The organism is Paenibacillus sp. FSL R5-0517 (genome assembly GCF_037974355.1).
Taxonomy (GTDB): Bacteria; Bacillota; Bacilli; order Paenibacillales; family Paenibacillaceae; genus Paenibacillus.
In genome coordinates this window covers 2,508,564-2,533,682 of record NZ_CP150235.1, presented here as the reverse complement: position 1 = coordinate 2,533,682, position 25,119 = coordinate 2,508,564, and the positions used below count along the sequence as shown (strand labels likewise).

Genomic DNA, 25,119 nt, shown 5'->3' with positions numbered 1-25,119 from the left:
CCATATTGCTGATCTTCCTGAAAAACGCAAAAAAAGCCCCTTCTCTACGAGGAACCGTCCAATATTACTCGTAGAGAAGGGGCGACTGTGTGCCTGAATATATGTTTTTGTTTAGCCTATTTTAAACTTCCATAATGATTGGCAAAATCATCGGTCTACGACGAGTTTGTTCATACAGGAAGCGTCCCAAAGCATCTTTAACATTTGTTTTGAGTGAAGCCCACTCGTTAACGTTCTCACTCATCAACTTCTGCAATGTGCTGCTAACGATCCGGTTGGCCTCATCAAGAAGTCCTTCCGATTCACGTACATACACAAATCCGCGAGAGATGATGTCAGGACCGGAAACAATTTTTCCATCCTGTTTGCTCAGTGTTACCACGACAACAAGGATACCATCTTGTGACAACAATTTGCGGTCACGCAGTACAATGTTACCCACATCGCCTACACCCAAGCCGTCGATCAATACGTTACCTGCAGTGACTTTACCTGCTCTACGTGCTGCTCCACCTTGAATTTCAATCACTTCACCGATGTCCGTGATGAAAATGTTTTCCGGTTCAACGCCTACAGATTCAGCAAGAACCGCGTGGCGACGCTGCATACGGAATTCACCGTGAATTGGCAAGAAGAATTTCGGTTTCATAAGGTTGAGCATCAGTTTCAACTCTTCCTGGCTACCGTGACCAGATACGTGAACACCACTGTTAGCACCGCTGTAATGCACGTTAGCGCCCAGACGGAACAGTTCATCAATCGTACGGCCTACATATTTTTCGTTACCTGGAACCGGTGTTGCCGCGATAATGACAGTGTCGCCTGGCAGGATGTCCACTTTACGGTGCGTGGAACGAGCCATACGTGTCAGTGCTGACATTGGCTCTCCTTGACTTCCTGTGCAGAGAATCACGACACGATCTGCAGCCATCTTGCCTACTTCTTCAGGTTCAATGATCATGCCATCCGGAATCTCAAGGTAACCCAGTTCAGAAGCAATACCCACCACATTCACCATGCTGCGTCCAATAACTGCAACTTTACGTCCAGTCACTTCTGCTGCATTGATCACCTGTTGGATACGGTGTACGTTGGAAGCAAATGTCGCTACGACAACACGTTGACTTGCTTTACGGAAGATATCTTCCAGAACGATACCCACATTTTTCTCCGATGGTGTGAATCCAGGTTTCTCAGCGTTCGTACTGTCAGACAACAGCGCAAGCACGCCATTTGTTCCGATCTGTGCCATACGCTGAAGATCTGCATATTGACCATTGACTGGCGTGTGGTCGAATTTGAAGTCACCTGTGTGAACAACTGCACCTTCCGGTGTTTCGACACATACACCAACAGAATCCGGAATACTATGATTAGTAGCGAAGAACGAAGCTTTCAATGCAGTTCCAAGTTGAATCTCGGAATCCGCATCAATCAGAATACGTTTTGTTTCACCTAGCAAATTCGCTTCTTTCAACTTGTTCTCTACAAGTCCAAGCGTAAGTCTTGTTCCGTATACAGGAACATTCAGATGTTTGAGAACATATGGCAGACCACCAATGTGATCCTCATGTCCGTGAGTAAGGATAATTCCTCTTACTTTGTCACGGTTCTCAGTCAGGTAAGAAATGTCAGGGATGACAATATCAATACCAAGCATATCTTCTTCAGGGAATTTCAGACCAGCATCTACGACTACAATGTCGTTGGCGTATTGGATGACGTACATGTTTTTACCAATCTCGCCTACGCCGCCCAAAGCAAAAATCATCAGTTTATCGTTATTATTTTTCTTAGACAAATGAATCTAAACCTCCTATGGTAGTTGGACGTCGTACCTTATTATTTATTGTAAGTTAAGAAAAGTAGTCCATACATCACATGCCCATCTATTGGGATGAATGCAAAAGAACACCTTTATTCACGATATTTGGAAGAAGTTCTTCGAAGTTATTCCCTTTTACCAACAAGTTGGAGTTGAAAATTCCCTCTTAGCCGTTCCTTCCTTTTTCACCGCAAAGCCACACCACGAAACGATGTCGCTTTCAATTTCAAAAAAATACCGCACCCAGTCACTTGACATCATTATACATGATTAAAAACAAAAAAAACAAGTCACTCTCTCGTTAACCTGTAGGTTTCCCCTTAGCAATGGAAAAGAAACCTCACATTATTCGTAAAAAAAGAACCGCTGCCTCTATGAAGAGGAGCGGTTCTTTTCCTGATCTGAAGATATTCCCATGATTAATAAAATAGTTCCATATACAACCAAAATGATTACAAATTAAGCAGACCTTTGATGTACACCTGCTCCTCTTCCGTTGGCGGAATAAGAGGCAAACGTACAGAGCCAACGTTCAAACCACGCAATGTCAGCGCATATTTTACCGCTACCGGGTTCGGTAGAGGCTGTGGACACTCGAACAGGCCTTTAAATACAGGGAACAGCTGTTGATGAATCTGAGCGGCCTGAAGAGGTGCACCGCCATAGAAGGCGTCAATCATTTTCTTCATTTCTGCCCCTACGACATGACTCGCCACGCTGACAATTCCATGTGCTCCAACCGCAATCGCCGGCAAGCCTGAAGCATCGTCACCGGAATAGACTCTGAAATGTTCTGGAGCACTTGCTGCAATCAGCGTAACCTGCTCCGTAGACGCACATTCCTTCGTAGCGACGATATTCGGGATCTCTGCAAGACGAAGCGTAGTTGCTGCTGACAGGCTGGTTACTGTACGCCCAGGCACGTTGTACAGCATAATTGGCAGCTTGGTAGAGCCAGCAATCGCTTCAAAATGTCTGAACAACCCTTCTTGGCTTGGTTTGTTGTAATACGGAACAACCAACAATATGCCATCCACTCCGGCACGTTCAGCTTCCTGTGTCAAATGGATGGAATGTGCCGTGTTATTGCTTCCCGTTCCGGCTATAATTTTGCACCGGCCGGCTGCATGTTTCACTGCAAATTCGAATAATTGAACTTTCTCAGTATCACTAAGTGTTGGAGACTCCCCTGTTGTTCCGGAAACTACGAGCGTCTCCGACTTTTGATCTACAATCAGATAGTCGATTAGACGTGCCGTTTCCTCCCAATGAATCTCTCCTTGTTCATTGAACGGAGTGACCATTGCTGTAATCAATCTTCCAAAGTCCAATTCGATTCCTCCTTCAAAACAGGTTTGGCTCCTCTAACTTCAGTTATTTACAAATGAAGTTCGAATGAGGCGTGAAGTGCCCTCAGGGCCTGAACCATATCTTCTTTTTTTACGAGTACCCAGATCGTTGTATTCGAATCTGCCGATTGCAGGATCTGAATGTCAGCCAGTGTCAAGGACTCGACGATTCGAGCCATAATTCCGGGTACACCATTAATGCCTCCGCCAATGACAGACACTTTGGCACAACCGGACAGGCTTTGTGGCTTGAGACCTATCTCCTGCAATACTTGTATGGCTTTCTCGGAATCACTGTCAAAAACCGTATAGACAACTCCCGAGGGGGTAACATTAATAAAATCAACGCTGATCGAATTCTCAGCCATGGTTTTGAACACTTTTAGTTGCAGCCGATCTGCACCACCAGGTACATCCACCGTAATTTGCGTGACATTGCTCACGTAGGCGATACCTGTTACATAACGGTCAACAATGCCTGTCTGCACATCCCGAAATCCTTCCGGATGCGTGACCAGCGTTCCTTCCGTGTCTGCAAAAGTAGATCTTACCCGCACTGGAATCTGGGATTGCATGGCAATCTCGACCGCACGTGGATGGATTACCTTGGCCCCGTGGTGGGCCATATTACAGATCTCGGCATAACTCACAACAGTCAGCGGACGCGCATCCTCAACAATTCGCGGATCGGCTGTGAGTATCCCGTTCACATCGGTGTAGATATCCACCATTTCAGCACGTAATGCTGCACCAAGCGCTGTCGCAGACGTATCACTTCCCCCACGACCCAATGTCGTGAAGTCTCCGTTCTCCGTCTGCCCCTGGAATCCGGTTACAATAACGACACGCCCGAGCTGCAGCTGCTCCAACACACGAACAGGACGGACATCCAATATCCGGGCATTCCCGAAATTGTCGTCCGTCACAAAACCTGCTTGTGCACCGGTCAGCACTGTAGTTGGAATGCCTTCATGTTCGAGTAAACTGCTCAAAGTTGTCGCCGATATGATTTCACCACAGCACAGCAGTAAATCCTTTTCGCGTGCGGATAGTGCGTTTCCGTTCTGTGCAGCCCAGTCCAGCAACGTATCGGTCGCATATGGCTCGCCTCGACGTCCCATCGCAGACACAACAATGACTAGACTCAATCCTGCCTCAAGTTCACGTTTAACGTGACGGAGCACATGCTCTCTCGCCTGAACAGTGGAGAGAGACGTGCCTCCGAATTTCTGTACCATGATACGCATCTTTATTCCTCCATTTGTGTACGCAAGAAGACTGGACACGGGTCAAATCAACAAATGGATCACTCTAGGGAGCGTTCTGATGCGATAATTTCAGCATTTTATACGGCATTCCATGCCACTCTTTGTTTTTTTGTAATTGTCTTAGACAATCACAACTCAAAGGTGGCGGTTGTTATCGAGATCATGACGCATACATTCACAATAGACCTCTCCCGCTTGCTTAACCTTTACTGCCCGCAAGCAGGAATGCCTTATAGACAGGAACGTGGACACAAGTAGCTGTTCAATCCAGCATATCGTCCCCCATGATTTTCTTTGTCTCTCAAACCCTTCATTTCTCCAAGCGCATAAACGTTGTCACCGAATCATTGATCTCTTAAGCTTGTGAAGAACGCTCCACAATCATCGGCTGCAACTGTTTGCCCTCAAGGGCACTCCAGCAAGCCTCTGGAATCAATTCCATTTTGGCGACTAACGAGTTTGGTTTCTTCACTGGATCGTCCTGCCCAAATGGCACAAAATACAAGTATTTGGCCACGAGCAATTTGGCGATATTCGCAGCATTCAAGCCCAGACCGTCATTCGTGGAAATGGCAAGTACAAGCGGACGCTGATTGCGCATCTGCGCTTTGGCTGCCATCAGCACTGGACTGTCGGTCATCGCATTAGCCAGCTTGCTTGTTGTATTCCCTGTGCATGGAGCAATCACCAGCACATCAAGCAGCTTGGAAGGCCCTAATGGCTCCGCTTCAACAATTGTAGAAATGATATCATTACCTGTTATATCTTTCAACTGTTTTTGCCAATTTTGCGCCGTACCGAAGCGTGTATCGGTCGTCAGCACCGAATTCGAAATAATCGGAATGACATTGGCACCTTCAGCCACGAAGCGGCTAATAACCGGCATAACCTCTTCAAACGTACAATGAGAACCCGTAATTGCATAACCTACCGTTTTTCCCTGCCAGTTCATGATTTAACCTCCCGTGCGTTCTGTTCTTCCAAAAGCAAACGGATCAACGCGTCGGCAATAATGCCGCCAGCCGTTTTGGGAGCAACAATGCCGGGGAGGCCAGGCGCAAGTAGCGCTTTGATACCGCGTTTGTCTGCATACCTGAAATCACAGCCGCCAGGAGCGGATGCAAGGTCGATAATAACAGCCTTTTGCGGCACTCTGGACAGGATTTGTGCTGTGATTATCATAGTCGGTATCGTATTAAAAAGCAAGTCAACTTCCCCGGTTTGAGCGGCCAAATCCGTTGTCATGAAAGGCTTCCAGCCCATTATTGTAGCGCGGGCAGCATCCTCTTCCCGCCTGATTCCCACCCGTACATTTGCTCCAAGTCCCTGCAGTGTTTTGGCCATTGTGAATCCTGTTCGACCAAGGCCAAGCACAATACATTCCGAACCATGGATTGTGAAGTCCGTCTCCCGAATTGCTATGGCGATGGCTCCCTCAGCTGTTGGAATGGAGTTGTACAGTGCAATATCATCACGATCAAGTACTTCAACAAGTCGCAGCCCATTTTCAAGACAAAGTTCGCGCAAGTAAGGCTTAGCCATACCTGTGAACACAATACAATGCTCCGGTAATGCTGCAATATGTTCCTTTTTCAAATAGATCGGCGTGTCACTAAATGAAGTACTCACTTTTCCCTGGTCATCGCAACCGACAACAGGCAGTACCAGTACATCTGCGGAAGCAAATACTTCGTCCTCCAGTTCCTGATGCTCAATCCCCGGAATGGAACGCTCTATTTTATCGAAACCCACCACACTTACCGTTGCATCCAGCTCTGCGCACTTTTGAATGACTTCAAGCTGCCGCGCATCTCCGCCCAGGACTACAATCCGGACTCCGGTCAGCATCGGGACGTCACTCCTTTCACCACATGTATGCCTTATCGTATGCAGGGGCCCACAGCGGGGTGAAAACAATAATTGCATTCAACCGTCCGTTTCTCAAATGTAAAAAAGAGCCGCCCCTGTCAGGGACGACTCTAAAGAATGGGTATATATACGCTGTTTATTTCCCGGTATGACCAAATCCACCTTCACCACGTACCGTTTCTGAAAGTTCCGTCACTTCCGTCAATTCAACCGCAGGCACCGTCTGGAAGACGATCTGTGCGATGCGCTCTCCCCGTACAATCGTGAACGGTTCCTGACCCAGATTGATCAACAGTACTTTGACTTCTCCGCGATAGTCCGCATCAATGGTACCCGGTGTGTTGAGGCAGGTAATTCCATGTTTGAAAGCCAGTCCGCTCCGAGGACGAATCTGTGCTTCCAATCCAGCTGGCATTGCCATTGCCAGTCCTGTTGGAATCAGCGTACGCTGACCCGGCTGCAATACAACATCTTCCTGAAGTGCAGCTACGACATCAAAGCCGGATGCCAGCTCCGACATTTTTTGAGGCAGTTTAATATCTTCATTGCCCGGCAGTTTCTGTATTTGAACGTAATGCAACAAAATCATCCCTTCTCAATCCAGCGATCGTCTTATCCGAAGCGCCAACCATGGCAAGTGCAAAAGGCTCAGCAAACATCAGATCAAGCACCGCGTTAATATCGTCCATGGTTACTTGCTCAATTTTGGTAATCATCTCATCCAGCGTATGGTGTCTGCCTAGCATTAGCTCGTTTTTACCCAGACGGTTCATGCGACTGCCTGTGCTTTCCAAGCTGAGAATCAGGCTTCCCTTCAGCTGTTCTTTTCCTTTGCGGAGTTCATCTTCGGTCAAGCCGTTTACAGCCAGGTCGCCCAGAACCTCTTTGGTGAGGTCGAGCACTTCTTTTGTCTGTTTCGGTGCTGTACCCGCGTATATCGTGAACAGTCCGCTGTCTGCATGAGAACTATGATAGGAATACACGGAGTATGCAAGTCCCCGTTTCTCGCGTATTTCCTGGAACAGTCTGGAGCTCATGCCTCCACCAATAGCGTTATTCAGAACAACCATAGCGAATTGAAGCGGATCTCCGATTTTACAGCCTGGGAACGAGATACAGATATGATTCTGTTCCGTTTTCTTTTTGTGGAAGAGCTGTCCGCTTTGGAACGCCGGCATCGTCACTGCTTCTGTTACTCCATTAACATCAAAAGCACCAAAATGCTTCTCCATCAGATCAATTACACTGTCGTCAATATTACCCGCAATACTAATGACCGTGTTCTCAATTGTGTAGTGCTCCTTCATATATGCACGCAGATGGCTGGAATCCATCGCTTTGAGACGTTCTTCCGTACCCAGGATAGGGTATGCGAGCGGATGCTCACCATAAGCGGCCAAGGCCATCAGATCATGAACCATATCATCAGGCGTATCTTCATACATTGAGATTTCTTCCAGGATGACGTTTTTCTCCTTGATCAATTCACCATCATCCATTTTGGAACGGAAAAACATATCAGATAACACATCAACGGCAATCGGTAAATGTTCATCCAACACTTTTGCATAATAACACGTGTATTCTTTGGAAGTGAACGCATTCACGTTACCACCAATCGCATCGAACTGTTCCGCAATCGCCTTAGCATCATAACGATCTGTTCCCTTAAATAACATGTGTTCAATAAAATGTGATACTCCGTTACTTGCAGGTTGCTCATTACGCGAACCTGTCTTGACCCATATTCCGAAAGACACAGAACGGCAGGTCGGTATCTGTTCCATGACAACTCTGAGGCCATTGCCCAGCTGAATTTTTTTCATGGTTGGCCCTCCTACATCTCTATAATTGCCTTGATCTCAACCTTGAAATTGAAATCGACATTTGGTTCCAACTTTTTGATATTAACAAAAAAACAACGTTCACTCAACCGCAGACGTGTTTACACGTTCCGAAGACAACGTCTCACTTACCGTTCCGAGCACGAGACCTTTGGCCCGAATGGATTGAATCATACCCTTTAAAGCTCCCGAAGAAGCAGCTGTAGGGTGCATTAGAATTAACGTGCCTGCCTCGGTATTTTTCGCAATTTTGGCAACAACGGCATCCGGGCTTGGTTTACGCCAATCTACAGTATCTACTGTCCATAACACTGTCTGCAATCCCATGGAAAAAGCAATATCAACGGTCTTCTGATTAAAGTCACCTGAAGGCGGAGCAAACCAGCGATTCTCTACCCCCAGTGTTTTATGGAGCAGATCCTGCGTTTTACTAATTTCCAGCTTGGCTCGTTCTGCGCTCAATCGACTCATATTCGGGTGAGAATACGCATGATTGGACAGCTCATGCCCTCGTTTCTGAATTTCCTTGGCCAGTTCAACGTTTTTGCTTAACCAACTTCCATCCAGAAAAAAAGTGGCTTTCACTTTCTCTGCATCGAGCGTATCCAGCATCGGTATGATATATTCGTTCCCCCACGCGACATTAATCATAAAAGAAACCATCGGTTTGTTCGCATTTCCCCGATAGATCGGATGTGCACCCAAATCTTTAAGCTGAATCGCCGGTTCAATCTGACGGTAGATATAAGCAATTTTGGTATTCAACGTTCCACTCAGTGCCTTACGGTATGTCGCTTCCACATCAATCTCCATGCCATTATAGCCAGGAATCGCTTTCCATACCCGATCTACCCTGGCATTTACCGGAGCAATTTTTGTCTCAGCCGCTTTATCCCGAATCGCCGACAACAGCGCATCTTCTCCCGTTGCTTCCTTGAACATGTCAAAAGCATTTTGCGTACCTGGCCCATCACGGATCTCCGTAATGTATGTACGTACACTGCCAACTTGTCCGATCAACATGACCGCAGTCACACCTGCCAGAACAGCCGCCAGCTTTTTGGATTGGTTTCCCACAGCTCCATCCTCCCGCCGTCTTTGTCCCCATCATATGAGGACAAGGGCAGGAATATGAATACTAAGCCATGGTTTCATCCTTGTTTTTCGTATTTAAACGTTAAAAAAAGAGCCAGAAATTCACATTCTGTCTCTTCATTCAATCTATCCATTTATAACCTGTTGCTTCGGTATCCTAGGATTGAGCCGGAGCTTCAGCAGTCAAAACCGCTTTACGGGACAAGTTGATTCGACCTTGTGGGTCAATTTCCGTTACTTTTACCGTAATGGAATCACCGATGGCTACAACATCTTCCACTTTGGCAACACGTTCTGTTGACAGTTGTGAGATGTGCACCAGACCTTCTTTGTTTGGAAGTACTTCAACGAATGCACCGAATTTCTCAACGCGTTTTACTTTACCGACATAAATCTCGCCGACCAATACTTCGCGTACAATACCTTCGATAATCGCTTTAGCTTTATCATTCATCTCCTGGTTGGAAGAAGCGATAAAGACACGTCCATCCTGTTCAATATCAATTTTAACACCGGTTTCTTCGATGATTTTATTGATAATCTTACCACCTGCACCAATAACATCACGGATTTTGTCCGGATTGATATGCATCGTTGTAATTTTAGGCGCATATTGTGATAACTGCTCACGTGGCGTATTCATCACTTCAGTCATTTTGCTCAAGATGTGCAAACGACCTTCTTTGGCTTGAGCCAATGCTTCAGACAAAATTTGACGATCAATTCCATCAATTTTGATGTCCATTTGAATCGCAGTTACACCTTCAGGTGTTCCGGCTACTTTGAAGTCCATGTCGCCGAGGTGATCTTCCATACCTTGAATATCACTCAGAATGGATACATGATCTCCGTCTTTGATCAGACCCATAGCTACACCCGCAACTGGAGCTTTGATAGGTACACCTGCATCCATCATAGCTAGTGTGCTTGCACAGATACTTGCCTGGGAAGTTGAACCGTTGGATTCCAGAACTTCTGATACCAGACGAATCGTGTATGGGAAGTCTGTTTCGGAAGGGATTACTTTGGAAAGCGCACGCTCACCCAGAGCACCATGTCCGATTTCGCGACGGCCTGGAGCACGCAATGGACGAGCTTCACCTACGCTGAATGGTGGGAAGTTATAATGATGCATGAAACGTTTCGTTTCTTCAAGGCTAATTCCGTCCAAAATTTGAACATCGCCAAGTGCACCAAGTGTACAGATGCTAAGTGCTTGCGTTTGACCACGTGTGAACAAACCTGAACCATGCGTACGTGGCAGCAGGGAAGTATCACATTCGATTGGACGAATCTCAGCAAGTCCACGTCCATCTGGACGAACTTTATCATGCGTAATCAGACGGCGCACTTCTTCTTTAACGATATCGTGCAGAACTTCCTTCACGTCTTTAAGCAATTCAGGACTTTCAATATATTTCTCTTCAAAGTGAGCAACCGTTTCGTCATTCACTACATCGATTGCATCTTGACGAGCATGCTTCTCAGCAATTTTAACAGCTTCAACCAGACGAGCACTTGCGAAATCACGCACACTGCTGTTGACTTCAGCATTAACGGCATGCAACTTAACAGCCATTTTTTCCTTACCGGCAACTTGCACGAGTTGTTCGATTACCGCAACAATGTTTTTGATCTCGTCATGTCCGAACATGATTGCTTCGAGCATCACTTCTTCAGGTAATTCGTTTGCTTCAGCCTCAACCATCATGATGGCATCCTTAGTTCCTGCAACCACCAGTTCAAGTTCACTGATTTCAAGCTGTGCAATCGTTGGATTAATGATGAATTGGCCATCAATGCGTCCAACTTTTACGCCACCAATCGGTCCGCTGAATGGAACATCCGAAATGCTCAATGCTGCTGATGTACCAATCATTGCAGCGATTTGCGGTTCGCAATCCTGATCCACACTCATAACAATATTCAGAACTTGTACATCATTCCGGAAGCCTTCCGGGAACAATGGACGAATTGGACGGTCTGTCAGACGGCTTGAAAGAATTGCTTTCTCACTCGGTCTGCCTTCACGTTTAATAAATCCACCCGGGATTTTACCTACGGCGTACAATCTTTCTTCATAGTTCACCGTTAATGGGAAAAAGTCCAGATCTTTCGGCTCACTTGATGCTGTCACGGTACACAATACAACGGTATCCCCGTATGTTACCTTAACGGCAGCATTAGCCTGCTTGGCCAAACGCCCAGTCTCAAGCGTAAGCTTTCTTCCACCAAGCTGCATTTCAACACGCTGTTCCATGAAACCCCTCCTTTTATTCGTTCCTAATTCAATGGATTCTGCATATTCACAGTATTTCCTGCTTGTCCTGCATTCATTAGCTATGTATGGATCTTTCAACATGCTAACCTGCACAACAAAAGCTCCTCACGGAGCCCCATCTACAAATATATGGCAACATGTTCATCTACAAAACAACCCGGCTGTAAGTTCCGCTTGTCCTTTTAGACAAAAGAATGACGGATAACAGCCAGGTTGGTTTTGAAAACATGTACGATAATTAACGACGCAATCCGAGTTTTTCGATCAGTGCGCTGTAACGTTTAACATCTTTGTTTTTCACGTAAGCCAAAAGCTTACGACGTTGACCTACCATTTTCAAAAGTCCACGACGTGAGTGGTGGTCTTTCTTATGCGTACGCAAGTGGTCTGTCAAACTTCTGATGTTTTCCGTAAGGATAGCAACTTGCACCTCTGGAGATCCTGTATCGGACTCGTGAGTTTTGTGCTCGTCGATCAGTTGTTGTTTACGTTCTTGAGTCAATGCCATCCTGTTCACCTCCTTCAATATAATCGCCATTAGCCTCGTCACCGCCGGTGAGAGCAAGCAACCAAGCCAAGGTTAATGTTATCTCAATCGACAACGTAGTACAGTATATCATAATTGCCTAGTCAAAGTAAATGTAAACATGCATTTAATCCAGAACCTTTAAGATAACAGGCGACCGGCGGTTAATGCATCTTCACGAATCTGACTAATCAATGCATCAATAGAGTCGAACTTTCGTTCTGCACGAATATAGTGAACGAGCTCAACCTTTAGTTCCTGGTCATACAAGTGTCCGTCAAAATCAAGCAGGTGCACTTCAAACGTAGGTTTCATCCCGCTTTCGTGAAACGTAGGTTTCACACCGAGATTCATTACGCCATGCAGTTCCTGTTCGCCATACTGCACACGAACAGCATAAACACCCTTCGATGGAGTAACGTAATGATCCGTGAGTTCAAGGTTGGCTGTGGGAAATCCAATCGTTCGTCCACGCTTCTCCCCGTGAATGACGGTTCCTCTGATGCTGTAAGGTCTGCCAAGCCACTGACTGGCCTCATCCATCTCCCCACGCTTCAACAGGCCACGAATGAGAGAACTGCTCACTTTTTCACCATTCAACAAGAAAGGAGGAACGGTTTCCACCGTCATCTCTCCTTCTCCCAACGTACGAAGAAGCTGTTCGTCCCCTGCCCCCTTATGACCAAAACGGAAGTCAAAACCCACAACCGCTGTTCGTGTTTGAAGAGGAATCAACAGGTCGTGTACAAATTGCTGTGGAGTCAACCGTGAGAACTCTTCATTGAACTCCACCACATAAAGTACATCAACGCCCATTCCTGCCAGGATATCTTCTTTATCTCTCAAGGGAGTTAGATAACCCTCGTAATCCCCTTTGCGCATAACTTCCTTCGGATGTGGATGAAAGGTCATGACCGCTGCCTGCATGCCCGTTTCCCGCGCAATGCGGACAGCTGATAAAATGACACTTGCATGTCCGAGATGCAGTCCGTCGAATTGACCAATTGCAAGCACTTGGGGAAGTGCGCCCAGCTCAGTCGAATGTAACGTCTGCGGATAGGTTAGCATTACAGTTTTCACAATCATTCACCTGCATTTCACTAGATAGGCCAGGCTTGAGCATTACCACTAAAACTCCAAGCCCGATACCTCTTTATTCCGGCAAAAAGACTTTAACTGCCCTCACCGTTGGTTTTAGTTCATCCCGTTCAAATATCCCCAGAAACGTACCATCCTGAGCATACAACCGTAATAAACCTGGTTGCTCTACTGGCGGTTCCAGAAGACGTGCAGACAGCTTCTGACCTTGAAGTGCTCCTTTGGCCTGTTCATCTCCAACCTTGTGGGCCGGAATCGAAGCAATAGCCTCGTCAACAGGAATCAGCGCCTCCGCCAAAGTTCCCTCAGCCATAAATTGTTCCACTTCTTCAATACGAAGACAATGATCTGCAGTGATACCTGCTGATATCGTACGCTCCAGTCGAACCATGGTCGATGGATATCCGAGTTGTCGACCGATGTCTACACACAATGTACGTATGTAGGTACCTTTTGAACACAAGGCGCGGAAAGATATATCGGTCGTATCGCCTTGAGTTTCAATCCCTGTAAGCTCAAGCTCATAGATTGTGACCTCACGGCTCTTACGCTCTACCGTCTTCCCTTCACGAGCAAGCTCATAAAGACGTTTGCCGTCTACCTTTACCGCAGAATACATGGGAGGAACCTGAGAGATCGTGCCCAGAAACTGCTCAAGCACCTGTTGAACCTGATCCTGTGTGACTTCCACCGGTGTTTCAGCACGCTCAATGACTTCCCCTGTCATGTCCTCTGTGTCAGTAGACAGTCCCAATCTAAGCGTAGCCAGATATTCCTTCGGAAGCTCCTGCATGTATTCTACAACGCGTGTCGCCCGTCCAAGACAGAGCGGCAGGACGCCTGTAACTTGTGGGTCCAGTGTGCCCGTATGACCAATGCGCTTCATCTTGAGAATGCGACGCATCTTGGCTACAACATCATGAGAAGTAAATCCCGCCGGTTTATATACCGGAAGTACACCTTCAAATGGCTTTACCATTGTGAATTCACCTGCTTCAGTACTTTTGCGACAATTTCATCAAGACTACCTTCAAGACGACATCCGGCTGCGAGCACATGCCCGCCTCCGCCAAAGGTCTGTGCTAATGCAGCAACATCAATCTTGCCAGCCGAACGCAGAGAAACCTTGACGGCGTTCTCGTTGATGACTTTGAAAAAGATACCCACTTCCACGCCTTGAATGTTGCGCGGATAGTTTACTACCCCTTCAAGATCTTCATTAGCCGCTCCGCAAGCTACCATATCATCAGGTGTAATAACAACCCAGGCTATCTTTCCATCATCTGTCATCTGTAGGCTTGTTAGTGCCTGATTCAAAATTCGAACTTGTGGAAGAGTCACCTGCTCCAGCAAGGTCTGGGCAAGATAAGGTCCATCCACACCATGTTCAAGCAGTCTGGAGGCCGTTGTCATTACATTTGGACTGGTATTGGCATAGCGGAAACCACCTGTATCCGTAAGCAATCCTGTATAAACTGCTGTCGCAACATCTTTATCCCATGTTACTTGGAAAAGGTTCAGAAAATCGAATAAAATTTCAGCCGTTGCAGCAGCATCTGACTTAATGATGTTGACTGTACCATAACCGTCATTCGTAGGGTGATGATCGATATTCAAAATAACAGCATCTTCTTCGAAATAATGACGCGTCAAACCTACTCTGGCAAAGTCTGCACAATCCACACAGATAACAGCTTTATATTTTCGCTGCAGTGGTTGTTCGGTCATGTTCACAATGTTGCCTGCTCCCCACAAAAATTGCATGCGATGCGGGATATCGCCTTCGTTAATCATCGTGAATGTCTTACCCAGACATGACAGCAGCCAGCCCACCGTTACCGTCGAGCTGACTGCGTCACCGTCCGGCTGTACATGCGACACGACCAGGTAATCATCATGCTCCAGCAGAAATTGCTTTCCGGCCTGGAGCGCCTGTTCATAAGTGTGCATTGCCGTCTCCTCTATTCTGTTACTGGGATTCGTTCTTGTCGGAACCAATATCGCCAAGCAGCTTCTCAATTCGGCTACCATAAGCGATGGATTCGTCAATCTTGAATATCAACTCGGGAACATGACGAAACCGGATACGTTTGCCCAGCTCGGAACGCAAAAATCCATTTGCTTTTGCCAGTGCTTTGAGCGAGTTATCTTTTTGTTCCTGTTCACCGAAGACACTCAGATAAACTTTGGCTTGCGACAAGTCTCCTGTCACTTCGACTCCCGTTACGGTAATAAAGCCGATACGCGGGTCCTTCAGTTCAGACTGGATGAGCAAACTCAATTCTTTCTTGATTTGCTCGCCCACTCTACCTGTACGAATCTTAGCCATTGTTGTTCACCTCATGCTTCCTTGCTTATCGTTGTACTGTCTCCATAATGAAGGCTTCGATAACGTCGCCCTCTTTGAGATCATTATATTTATCCAGTGTGATACCGCACTCATAGCCTTGGGCTACTTCTTTGGCATCATCTTTATAACGTTTCAGGGAATCCAGCTTACCTTCGTAAAGGACGATGCCGTCACGAATCAGGCGTGCTTCCGCAGAACGCGTAATTTTACCTGAGGTAACCATACAACCAGCGATGGTACCCACTTTACTGATGGAGAACGTGCTACGAACCTCAGCATGACCGATAACTTTTTCTTTGTAGATCGGATCAAGCATTCCTTTCATCGCTTGTTCAATTTCTTCGATAACACTGTAGATTACGCGATGCAGACGGATGTCTACTTGCTCTTGATCTGCAGTTGCTTTCGCCTGGTTATCAGGACGAACGTTAAAACCAATCACGATGGCATTGGATGCTGCAGCCAAAATGATGTCGGACTCAGTGATTGCACCAGCGCCGCTATGAATGATTTTCACGCGAACACCTTCAACTTCGATCTTAGCAAGGGAACCTTTCAATGCTTCAACCGAACCTTGTACGTCACCTTTGATGATAACGTTCAGATCTTTGATCTCGCCATCTTTAATGTGTTGGAACAGATCATCCAACGTTACGCGAGTATGTGTCCCCAGATCGGATTCACGTTGCGTAATCGCACGTTTGTCAGCGATGGAACGCGCCTTGCGCTCATCTTCAAACACCATGAATGGATCTCCAGCACCTGGAACTTCTGTCAGACCTGTGATTTCGACAGGTGTTGAAGGTCCAGCTTCTTTCAGACGACGACCTTTATCATTGACCATCGCACGGACACGACCGAAGCAGTTACCTGCTACGAAAGCATCTCCGACTTTCAACGTACCGTGCTGTACGAGGATACGGGCAACTGGGCCACGTCCTTTATCCAGCTCGGCTTCGATCACTGTACCACGGGCACGTTTGTCCGGGTTAGCTTTGTATTCGTTCACTTCTGCAACGAGCAGAATCATTTCAAGCAGACCTTCCAGACCCATTCTTTGTTTCGCAGACACGTTAACAAAGATGGTATCTCCGCCCCATTCTTCCGGAACGAGTTCATAGTTAGTCAATTCTTGTTTTACTTTATCCGGATCAGCACCCGGTTTATCGATTTTATTGACAGCTACGATAATTGGAAGCCCAGCAGCTTTGGCATGGTTAATGGCCTCAACCGTTTGTGGCATAACACCGTCATCCGCAGCAACAACAATAATTGTAATATCCGTAACCTGTGCTCCACGCGCACGCATCGCTGTAAACGCTTCGTGACCCGGAGTATCCAGGAACGTAATTTTCTTGTTATTGATTTCAACTTGATACGCACCGATGTGTTGCGTGATTCCGCCTGCTTCGCCGCCTGTTACATTCGTAGAACGAATCGCGTCAAGCAATGTCGTTTTACCATGGTCAACGTGTCCCATGATGGTTACTACTGGAGGACGAGACTGCAAATCTGCAGGATCATCATTCTCTTCCAGTGTTTCGAAACGGTCATCTTCGAGCACAATCTTCACTTCAACTTCGACACCGAACTCTCCAGAAAGCAGCAGAATTGTTTCGATATCAAGTTCTTGGTTGATTGTTGCCATAACACCCATCGCGATGAGTTTTTTGATAACTTCGGAAGCATCCTTATGGAGCAACTTCGCTGTTTCACCAACGGTCATATCACCACGAACGATGATTTTCTTAGGTGTGTTATCAATTTTCTCACGTTGCTGGTACTGTTGTTGATTTCTGTTGCGATTGTTCTTGCCACCACGGTTACCACGATAGTTGCCACCACGATTGTCATCATAACGACGTCCACCACCACCGCTGTTTGAACGGTTGCCACTATTGTTATTGTTGCCAGTAGTACCACCTGGGCCACTTCTGCGTTGGCCTTGTCCTTGGCTCTGACCTTGGCCACCGCTACGGTTGCCGCCAGTACCTGTATTACCGCCGCTGTTAGGTCCTGAAGTTCTTACTTGACCGCCACCGCTGTTATTTGGACGTTGACCCGTTCCTTGCGGACGGGATGCAGTACTGCTTTGTCCACCTTGAGCCGGTCTTGGACGGTTAGTTGATTGTCCTCCTTGGCTTGAGCCTTGGGAAGAGTTCGTTCTGTTGCGGCTGTCTTGGCCGCTGGGTCTTTGGGTGCCATTGTTATTGTTGGAATTTGGTCTATTGTTCATACCTACCTGCTTTTCCTGTTGTATTTTTGTTTGTACGGGACTACCGGATGTGTTACTGCTATTCGGCGTGTTCACTCCGCCGGCCGGCTTGTTGCTGTCCACTGGTTTGTCACTGCGTACTGCCGAAGTAGCAACTGGTTTTGCTTCGTTGCCTTTTTTGGAAGCAGCAGTGGATTTTATATCTTTAAAAAATTGTTCCACCTTACCGACTGAACCATTCTCCATGACACTCATATGATTGTTTACGGGAATTTCCAGCTTTTTAAGAATGGTTATAATTTCTTTACTACTCATATTAAGGGACTTCGCATATTCATAAACTCGCAATTTATCCTTGTTTTCCTGTTTACTCAATATACTCCACCTCCGACATTATACCGACTTGCTTGGAGATCATTTTTGCAAACCCTCGATCCGTTACTGCAAGAACAACACGCGTGTCTTTACCGATACTTGAACCCAGACTATCCCGGTCAAATCCGATCAACAGAGGAACCTTATAAGTTCCGCATTTATCGCGAAATTTCTTTTGTGTATTGGCTGAGGCGTCACCCGCAACAATAACCATTTTAGCTTCGGAAGAACGGATCGCTTTAAGTACAATTTCTTCACCTGTTACAAGTTTACCTGCACGCATAGAGAGTCCCAGATAAGACAGCGTTTTAATATTAGTCATGTTCACGCTCCTGTGCTGCTATGAATTCATCCTCAACCGCGATGAAGTCAGCTGCTAGTTGCTCGTAAATTTCAGGTGAGACTTTGCCTTTTAACGCCCGATCCAAAGCCCGGTTTTTGAGTGCGAGCTTAAAACAGGACTCTTTGCCGCATAAATAGGCACCACGTCCGGATTTTTTGCCAGTCAAATCGATCAGCACTTCATCCTCTGGCGTTTTAACGATGCGAATCAGCTGCTTTTTGGGCATCATTTCCTGGCATGCCACACATTTGCGCAGCGGCACTTTTTTTGGTTTCATACGTCAGCGCCCCCCGTACTTTACTTTAGTCGACGGAGACGGAATCCTGATGCATTTCAGAAGAAGAATCTTTTTCTCTGCCGAATTCCTGTTCCGCCTGGCTCTCGCTCTTAATGTCGATTTTCCAGCCAGTTAATTTGGCTGCCAATCTGGCATTTTGGCCTTTGATACCAATTGCGAGCGACAGTTGATAGTCCGGAACGATAACCCGAGCCATCTTTTCTTCCTCAAATACATGAACTTCCAACACTTTGGAAGGACTCAGTGCATTGGCAACATATTCGTCTACCTGATCGGAGAAACGAACGATGTCGATTTTTTCACCGCGCAGCTCACCCACAATGGTCTGCACGCGCATTCCCTTAGGACCTACACAAGATCCAACTGGATCAACTTCCTCGTTGCGGGAATGTACGGCAATCTTGGAGCGGAACCCTGCTTCGCGAGCGACGGAGCGAATTTCAACTACACCGTCAAAGATCTCAGGCACTTCCAGTTCAAAGAGACGTTTCAAGAGACCCGGATGGGTACGGGACAAGATGATTTGCGGCCCTTTGGTCGTATTCTCGACCTTGGTGATATACGCCTTAATACGGTCACCATGAACAAACTTCTCGTTCGGCATCAATTCGGTTAGCGGTAGAGCCGCTTCGATTTTGCCCAGATCGATGTAGATATTGCGCAAATCCTGACGCTGCACCACTCCCGTAACGATATCTTCTTCCTTATCTACGAAAGCGTTGTAGATCAGGCCGCGTTCGGCTTCACGAATCCGCTGGGTCACTACCTGTTTGGCAGTCTGTGCGGCGATACGTCCGAAATCACGCGGCGTAACTTCAATCTCCGCAATATCTTCCAGCTGGAAGTGTGGGTTGATTTCTCGTGCAGCAGGCAATGAAATTTCGGTACGTGAATCCAGGACTTCTTCCACGATCAATTTGCGGGCATACACCCGTATAACTCCCGTATTACGGTTCATGTCAACACGCACATTCTGGGCCGTGTTGAAATTCCGCTTGTAGCTGGAAATTAGTGCAGCCTCGATCGCTTCAAACAGCACATCCTTGCTGATCCCTTTTTCCCGTTCCAATTCATTCATTGCTTCAATAAAATCCATACTCATGAATGTTGATCCCCCTTTCAAACATGGCATCTCATACGTAAAACGGCGAAAGGCTCTGAACTCATGAGCACCTTGCCGTTATCGTGAGATGTGTCTTTTTCATTAATAAAGTGAACAAGGCACTTAAAACAAAATAGCTAGGCGCGCACTGGCAACCTTATCATAAGAAATGGCATGCTGTTTTTTACCCGCTTCAATCACGAGTTCCCCGTCATCAAAGGAAAGCAGCTTGCCTTCAAATTCCTTCAATCCGTTCACCGGCTCGTAGGTTGTAACAAAAACATTTTTGCCTACAGCTTTGGTAACGTCCTCAGGTTTTTTCAGTGGACGCTCCGCACCGGGAGAAGACACTTCAAGGAAATAGATGGTTGGAATCGGATCGTTCTCATCCAGCTTGGCGCTCAGCTTTTCGCTGATCAAGACGCAATCGTCGATGTCGATGCCACCCTCTTTGTCGACATACACCCGTAAAAACCAGTTGCTGCCTTCTTTGACGTATTCGATGTCAACCAGCTCGAAGCCTTGTTCGTTCAAGTAGGGTTGGATCATTTCTTCCACGGTAGATTTAATGTTCGTTGTGCTCAAAACCAATAACCTCCAACTTAGGTTACACCAGCAAAAAAGCACTGGCAGATTATTCAATACCCAAGATTCTTGTATACCAAAGACTAAAGAGTGGGTTTCCCCACTCTTTAGAAATTCGTACTATCTCGTTCACTTCAAAAATTATAACATAGTCTGGTAATAGTGACAAGTAAGCGATGATTCAGGCGGTTTACTTACTAATGAAGGAAAAATTACGTTGCCCCCATCAATCACCATTTTAAGATCCAAATTCAGGCCTAGAAAAGAGAAAGCTGATTGCTCTCTGGCAAGCCCCGGAAACATCCCATATTCGACAGCAGTTCAACAATGGTCTTACTTGCTTTCGACTTCTGCTGGAAGTCCTCAACCGACAGAAACTCACCATGATCTCTAGCTGCAGCAATATTACGAGCGGCATTATCACCGATTCCTGCCAGCGCCGAAAATGGAGGGATTAATGAATTTCCGTCAACGATGAACTTCGTTGCTTCCGAACGGTATAAGTCAATGGATTTCAGCGAGAATCCGCGTGCTGTCATTTCCAGACCCATTTCCAGGACAGGCAACATGTTTTTCTCTTTTGGAGGTGCCTGGAAACCCAATTGCTCAATTTCCGTTATTTTTCGATAGATCGCATCATATCCCTGACACATCAGTTCGATGTCAATCTCATCCGCCCGCACGGTAAAGTAGGTTGCGTAATATTCAATCGGATGATATAGCTTGAAGAACGCCGTACGTACTGCTGAAATAACATAAGCGGCCGCATGAGCCTTCGGGAACATGTACTGGATTTTGAGACACGAATCAATGTACCATTGAGGCACTTTACAATTCTTCATCTCGTCAATCCATTCCTGTGGCAAACCACGTCCCTTACGAACGCTCTCCGTGATTTTAAAGGCCAGACTAGCGTCCATTCCCGTTTTATAGATCAGGAATAACATGATGTCATCCCGACAACCGATTACAGTCTTAATGTTGCACGTTCCGTTCTTAATCAGATCCTGAGCGTTTCCAAGCCATACCCCTGTACCATGTGACAATCCGGAGATTTGCAGTAAATCGGCAAAAGATGTCGGCTGGGATTCAACAAGCATCTGACGTACAAACTTCGTTCCCATCTCCGGCACACCAAATGTCGCAACTGGCGACCGAAGCTGTTCCGGTGTAACTCCCAGCGCTTCGGTGGAGTTAAACATGCTCATGACTTTGGGATCATTCATCGGAATGGTCGTTGGATCGACCCCTGTCAAATCCTGCAACATCCGCATCATCGTCGGATCATCGTGTCCCAGAATATCGAGTTTCAGCAAGTTTTCTTCAAAAGCATGATAATCAAAGTGTGTCGTTTTCCACTCTGCATTAACGTCATCAGCCGGAAATTGAACAGGTGTAACGTCTTCGACCTCGATGTAATCAGGAACCACCACAATACCGCCGGGGTGTTGTCCAGTGCTCCGTTTTACCCCTGTACATCCCGAAGCCAATCGATTCAATTCAGCTCCGCGCCATTTCTTGTGATGTTCTTCCTCATATTTCTTGGCAAAACCAAATGCTGTTTTCTCAGCCACCGTACCAATGGTCCCGGCACGGAAAACACTCTTCTCACTAAACAGTACTTTCGTATAGTTATGAGCATGAGGCTGATAATCACCAGAGAAGTTCAAGTCAATATCGGGAACTTTATCTCCTTTAAAGCCAAGGAAAGTCTCAAACGGAATATCCTGGCCTTCTCCTTTAAGCGTACCACCACAATTCGGACATTCTTTCTCTGGAAGGTCAAATCCACTCCGAACACTACCATCCAAGAACCACTCGCTGTATTTGCATTCTGAATTCACACAAATATAATGAGCTGGCAGCGGATTAACCTCGGATATACCCAGGAATGTAGCAACGACAGAGGAGCCTACCGATCCCCGCGAACCTACGAGATAACCATCCTGATTCGATTTTTTAACCAAGCGTTCCGAGATCAGATAGTTGGCAGAAAAACCATATTTAATAATTGGAATGAGTTCTTTCTCCAGCCGTGCCACGATTACTTCTGGTAATTCTTCGCCATAGATGGACTTGGCAGTGTTATAGCAGGTATTACGAATTTCTTCGTCCGCACCTTCCAGAATCGGAGTAAACAGTTTGTCCGGGAATAACTTAATTTCCTCAAATCGGTCAGACAACTCCACCGTATTAGTAACAACAACCTCGTATGCTTTGTCTTGACCGAGGAACTGGAACTCTTCCAGCATCTCCTCTGTCGTTCTAAAATGTGCATCCGGTTTACGTTGATCTTTCAGTGGACTAAATCCTGTAATTCCGTGAATGGTGATATCCCGATATAACTTGTCACGCGGCTCCAGATAGTGCACGTTACCTGTGGCTATGACCGGTTTGTTAAGCTTTGCACCTATATCAATGACTTTACGGATCGCTGTTTTGATCTCTTCGGGTGTAGCCACCAGACCTTTATCCACCAAATGCATATACATGGTAAGTGGTTGGATCTCCAGTATGTCATAGAACTCGGCGATCTCTTCCGCTTCTTCGAGCGATTTGTTAAGTACCGCTTCGAAAAACTCCCCTTTTTCACAGCCCGATATCACAACAAGGCCTTCACGCAAATTAATCAGTTTTGATTTGGGAATGCAAGGTACACGCTTGAAATGTTCCGTATGAGAGAGAGATACCAGCTTATATAGATTTTTCTTACCGATATCATTCAGTGCATAGATTCCACAATGAAAAGGTCTTGTATTCGACAAATCGACACCCACATAATCATTCAAACGATCGAGCCTCGTCAAACCTTTCATCTGTGCAGCATCATTTAGCAGTCCAATCAGGATACCCGCGAGTGCAACCGTATCATCAATGGCACGGTGATGGCTTTCGAGTCCAACCTTATATTTATCCGCCATCGTATTCAGACGGTGGTTTTTATTTTTCGGAAATAACAATCGCGCCAGTTCCAACGTATCAAGAACCGGGTTAGGGAGCTCCGGCAGTCCAATTTGCTTCAGGGAAGCTTGGATAAAGCCCATATCAAAACGTGCATTATGGGCAACAAGTACACCATCTCCCGCAAACTGCACAAAATCACGAATAACAGGCTCAAGTTCAGGTGCGTCTTTTACCATGTCATCATTAATATTCGTCAATTGCTGAATGTTGTAGGGAATACGCTCATGCGGATTGACAAAGGTCGCAAACCGGTCGATTTCTTTGCCATCTTGCATCTTCACGGCAGCAATCTCAATAATTTTGTTCTGCGTTACCGAAAGACCTGTGGTCTCGATATCAAATACGATGTATGTCGCGGTTTGCAGATCCAAAGGCTGCGGAGCCATTACAACTGCGACAGAGTCATTCACGACATTAGCCTCAAGACCGTAGATCATTTTAATTCCATTTTTCTTAGCAGCCTTGGAAGCCTCGGGATATACCTGCACCCCGCCATGATCACTGACAGCAATGGCCTTATGACCCCACTCTGCTGCCATTTTCACGTATTTGTCAATTGAAGTTACAGCATCCATGGTACTCATCGTAGAGTGCAGATGGAACTCCACCCGCTTCTCTGGTGCATTGTCTTTGCGAGAAGGAGGTGCTTTGACTTCAATCAGATCGGATGGAATCATTGCAAGTTCAGGAATTTGCATAAACCGGTCGTACTCTACACGACCACGCACTTTTACCCATTTACCATTAGCAAGCAAACTGAGAATTTTAACATCCTCTTTTGTTTTGGCAAACATCTTCATTTGCATGGAGTCCGTGAAGTCGGTTAGATAGAAGGTAAACAACGTATTGCCGTTTCGCAGTTCTTTGCGATCCAGACCAAACACCGTACCTTGAAGCGTAACCTTTTTCTCTTCATCCTGGATTTCCTGCATAGGCACTGCTGGCTCCTTGATATCGTAACCCATCTGCAAACGCAGATCCCCCTGCTCCTCATCCACCGGGATTTCTGTATCCACTTCACTCATCATCTTTTCGATGACCTCAAGTTCCTCAACACGTTTTTGGGCCTGGAACTGTTCCATGGCCTCTTTATTGCTTCCCACTTCGCCTACTTGCATCTTGATGCGGAGCGGTAGATGAAAGTATTTTTCATAGAACGTCTTAATGGCCTGATCAATCTGTTTCTTACGAGCCAATTCCATTGACGTTGCATCACTCATCGTCAGTTGCAGGAGATCTGCTTCACATTCAAACGTAGTCCGGTTCATCCAACCATTCACGGATGGAATCTCACGTGTAACCCACTCCCGAAACAAATTCCAATATTCACTAACGATATCGCCATTCTGTACCTTGTCCGTATATTTAAAGCCAAATGAAATTTTGGCGATATGATTCATCTTCTCTTGAATATGCAGACAAAATGTACGATAGATTGGAGCTGGTACCAATGTATCCTTCGCAATCAGAATATTCCATTCCCGATTAGTTCGATTGGTCTCTACTTGTTCAATCCATCCATCCAAAAAATAGGGATCTAACAGACCAGACGGAAGCTCTGCCTGTTTCATCAACAACTCAAACCGTTTTCTCTTCTCATCAAATCCGCTCATCGTGTTCCTCCTTGTACCCCCTTAAAGCATGAAAAGCCCCTGCATTCAAAAATGTCACCGATCCGAACTCGCACCGACTCATTTTATCCGACAGAAGCTCCCATTCATTACTCAACTGG

20 protein-coding genes are annotated in these 25,119 nt (G+C 46.3%); all 20 read right to left on the bottom strand.

From position 1 onward, the window contains the following. Positions 1 to 121: 121 nt before the first annotated feature. Entirely contained in the window at positions 122 to 1,801 is a 1,680-nt protein-coding gene (locus MKX40_RS11470; RefSeq protein WP_062833839.1) for a ribonuclease J, read from the bottom strand. Positions 1,802 to 2,277: 476 nt separating this feature from the next. Next, positions 2,278 to 3,156, bottom strand: a complete 879-nt coding sequence (dapA, locus tag MKX40_RS11465) for a 4-hydroxy-tetrahydrodipicolinate synthase (RefSeq protein WP_339241657.1) — start codon at positions 3,154 to 3,156, stop codon at positions 2,278 to 2,280. Positions 3,157 to 3,203: 47 nt separating this feature from the next. Next, entirely contained in the window at positions 3,204 to 4,421 is a 1,218-nt protein-coding gene (dapG, locus tag MKX40_RS11460) for an aspartate kinase (RefSeq protein ID WP_253433880.1), read from the bottom strand. A gap of 376 nt (positions 4,422 to 4,797) precedes the next feature. Continuing rightward, the gene (locus MKX40_RS11455) at positions 4,798 to 5,394 is read right to left on the bottom strand and encodes a dipicolinate synthase subunit B (protein WP_062833836.1); all 597 of its coding nucleotides are present in this window, start codon (positions 5,392 to 5,394) and stop codon (positions 4,798 to 4,800) included. Further along, on the bottom strand, positions 5,391 to 6,290 hold the full coding sequence (gene dpsA, locus MKX40_RS11450; protein ID WP_339241654.1) for a dipicolinate synthase subunit DpsA: 900 nt from the start codon (positions 6,288 to 6,290) through the stop codon (positions 5,391 to 5,393). Before dpsA ends, MKX40_RS11455 begins: the two co-directional genes overlap by 4 nt. A 157-nt stretch (positions 6,291 to 6,447) precedes the next feature. Next, on the bottom strand, positions 6,448 to 6,894 hold the full coding sequence (gene dut, locus MKX40_RS11445; protein WP_339241652.1) for a dUTP diphosphatase: 447 nt from the start codon (positions 6,892 to 6,894) through the stop codon (positions 6,448 to 6,450). After that, positions 6,854 to 8,137, bottom strand: a complete 1,284-nt coding sequence (locus tag MKX40_RS11440; protein WP_339241650.1) for a pitrilysin family protein — start codon at positions 8,135 to 8,137, stop codon at positions 6,854 to 6,856. Before MKX40_RS11440 ends, dut begins: the two co-directional genes overlap by 41 nt. 99 nt (positions 8,138 to 8,236) lie before the next feature. Further along, on the bottom strand, positions 8,237 to 9,232 hold the full coding sequence (locus tag MKX40_RS11435; RefSeq protein WP_339241647.1) for a polysaccharide deacetylase family protein: 996 nt from the start codon (positions 9,230 to 9,232) through the stop codon (positions 8,237 to 8,239). Between the two features lie 175 nt (positions 9,233 to 9,407). Beyond that, positions 9,408 to 11,510, bottom strand: a complete 2,103-nt coding sequence (gene pnp / locus MKX40_RS11430; RefSeq protein WP_339241644.1) for a polyribonucleotide nucleotidyltransferase — start codon at positions 11,508 to 11,510, stop codon at positions 9,408 to 9,410. A 259-nt stretch (positions 11,511 to 11,769) separates the two neighbouring features. Then, a complete protein-coding gene (rpsO, locus tag MKX40_RS11425; protein WP_056700672.1) occupies positions 11,770 to 12,039 on the bottom strand; it encodes a 30S ribosomal protein S15 in 270 nt (89 codons plus the stop codon). Between the two features lie 159 nt (positions 12,040 to 12,198). Next, entirely contained in the window at positions 12,199 to 13,125 is a 927-nt protein-coding gene (locus MKX40_RS11420; RefSeq protein ID WP_339243024.1) for a bifunctional riboflavin kinase/FAD synthetase, read from the bottom strand. Positions 13,126 to 13,210: 85 nt separating this feature from the next. Then, the gene (truB, locus tag MKX40_RS11415; protein ID WP_339241641.1) at positions 13,211 to 14,134 is read right to left on the bottom strand and encodes a tRNA pseudouridine(55) synthase TruB; all 924 of its coding nucleotides are present in this window, start codon (positions 14,132 to 14,134) and stop codon (positions 13,211 to 13,213) included. Continuing rightward, positions 14,128 to 15,105, bottom strand: coding sequence for a bifunctional oligoribonuclease/PAP phosphatase NrnA (locus MKX40_RS11410; RefSeq protein WP_339241638.1), 978 nt, complete (start codon positions 15,103 to 15,105; stop codon positions 14,128 to 14,130). The genes truB and MKX40_RS11410 overlap by 7 nt, the downstream gene beginning before the upstream one ends. A gap of 19 nt (positions 15,106 to 15,124) precedes the next feature. Continuing rightward, positions 15,125 to 15,484 (bottom strand): 30S ribosome-binding factor RbfA, encoded by a 360-nt coding sequence (gene rbfA, locus MKX40_RS11405; RefSeq protein ID WP_062833829.1) that lies wholly within the window; start codon positions 15,482 to 15,484, stop codon positions 15,125 to 15,127. A 25-nt stretch (positions 15,485 to 15,509) separates the two neighbouring features. Then, complete coding sequence (infB, locus tag MKX40_RS11400) at positions 15,510 to 18,095, bottom strand: translation initiation factor IF-2 (protein ID WP_339241635.1); 2,586 nt, start codon at positions 18,093 to 18,095, stop codon at positions 15,510 to 15,512. Then, on the bottom strand, positions 18,088 to 18,417 hold the full coding sequence (locus MKX40_RS11395; protein ID WP_017689142.1) for a ribosomal L7Ae/L30e/S12e/Gadd45 family protein: 330 nt from the start codon (positions 18,415 to 18,417) through the stop codon (positions 18,088 to 18,090). The genes infB and MKX40_RS11395 overlap by 8 nt, the downstream gene beginning before the upstream one ends. Next, a complete protein-coding gene (locus tag MKX40_RS11390) occupies positions 18,410 to 18,715 on the bottom strand; it encodes a YlxR family protein (protein ID WP_036609307.1) in 306 nt (101 codons plus the stop codon). The genes MKX40_RS11395 and MKX40_RS11390 overlap by 8 nt, the downstream gene beginning before the upstream one ends. 25 nt (positions 18,716 to 18,740) lie before the next feature. Further along, positions 18,741 to 19,838: a transcription termination factor NusA gene (gene nusA, locus MKX40_RS11385; RefSeq protein WP_062833827.1), complete on the bottom strand. Its 1,098-nt coding sequence runs from the start codon at positions 19,836 to 19,838 to the stop codon at positions 18,741 to 18,743. A 123-nt stretch (positions 19,839 to 19,961) separates the two neighbouring features. After that, on the bottom strand, positions 19,962 to 20,423 hold the full coding sequence (rimP, locus tag MKX40_RS11380; RefSeq protein WP_062833826.1) for a ribosome maturation factor RimP: 462 nt from the start codon (positions 20,421 to 20,423) through the stop codon (positions 19,962 to 19,964). A 257-nt stretch (positions 20,424 to 20,680) separates the two neighbouring features. Beyond that, on the bottom strand, positions 20,681 to 25,000 hold the full coding sequence (locus MKX40_RS11375) for a PolC-type DNA polymerase III (RefSeq protein WP_339241633.1): 4,320 nt from the start codon (positions 24,998 to 25,000) through the stop codon (positions 20,681 to 20,683). Between the last annotated feature and the right edge of the window lie 119 nt (positions 25,001 to 25,119).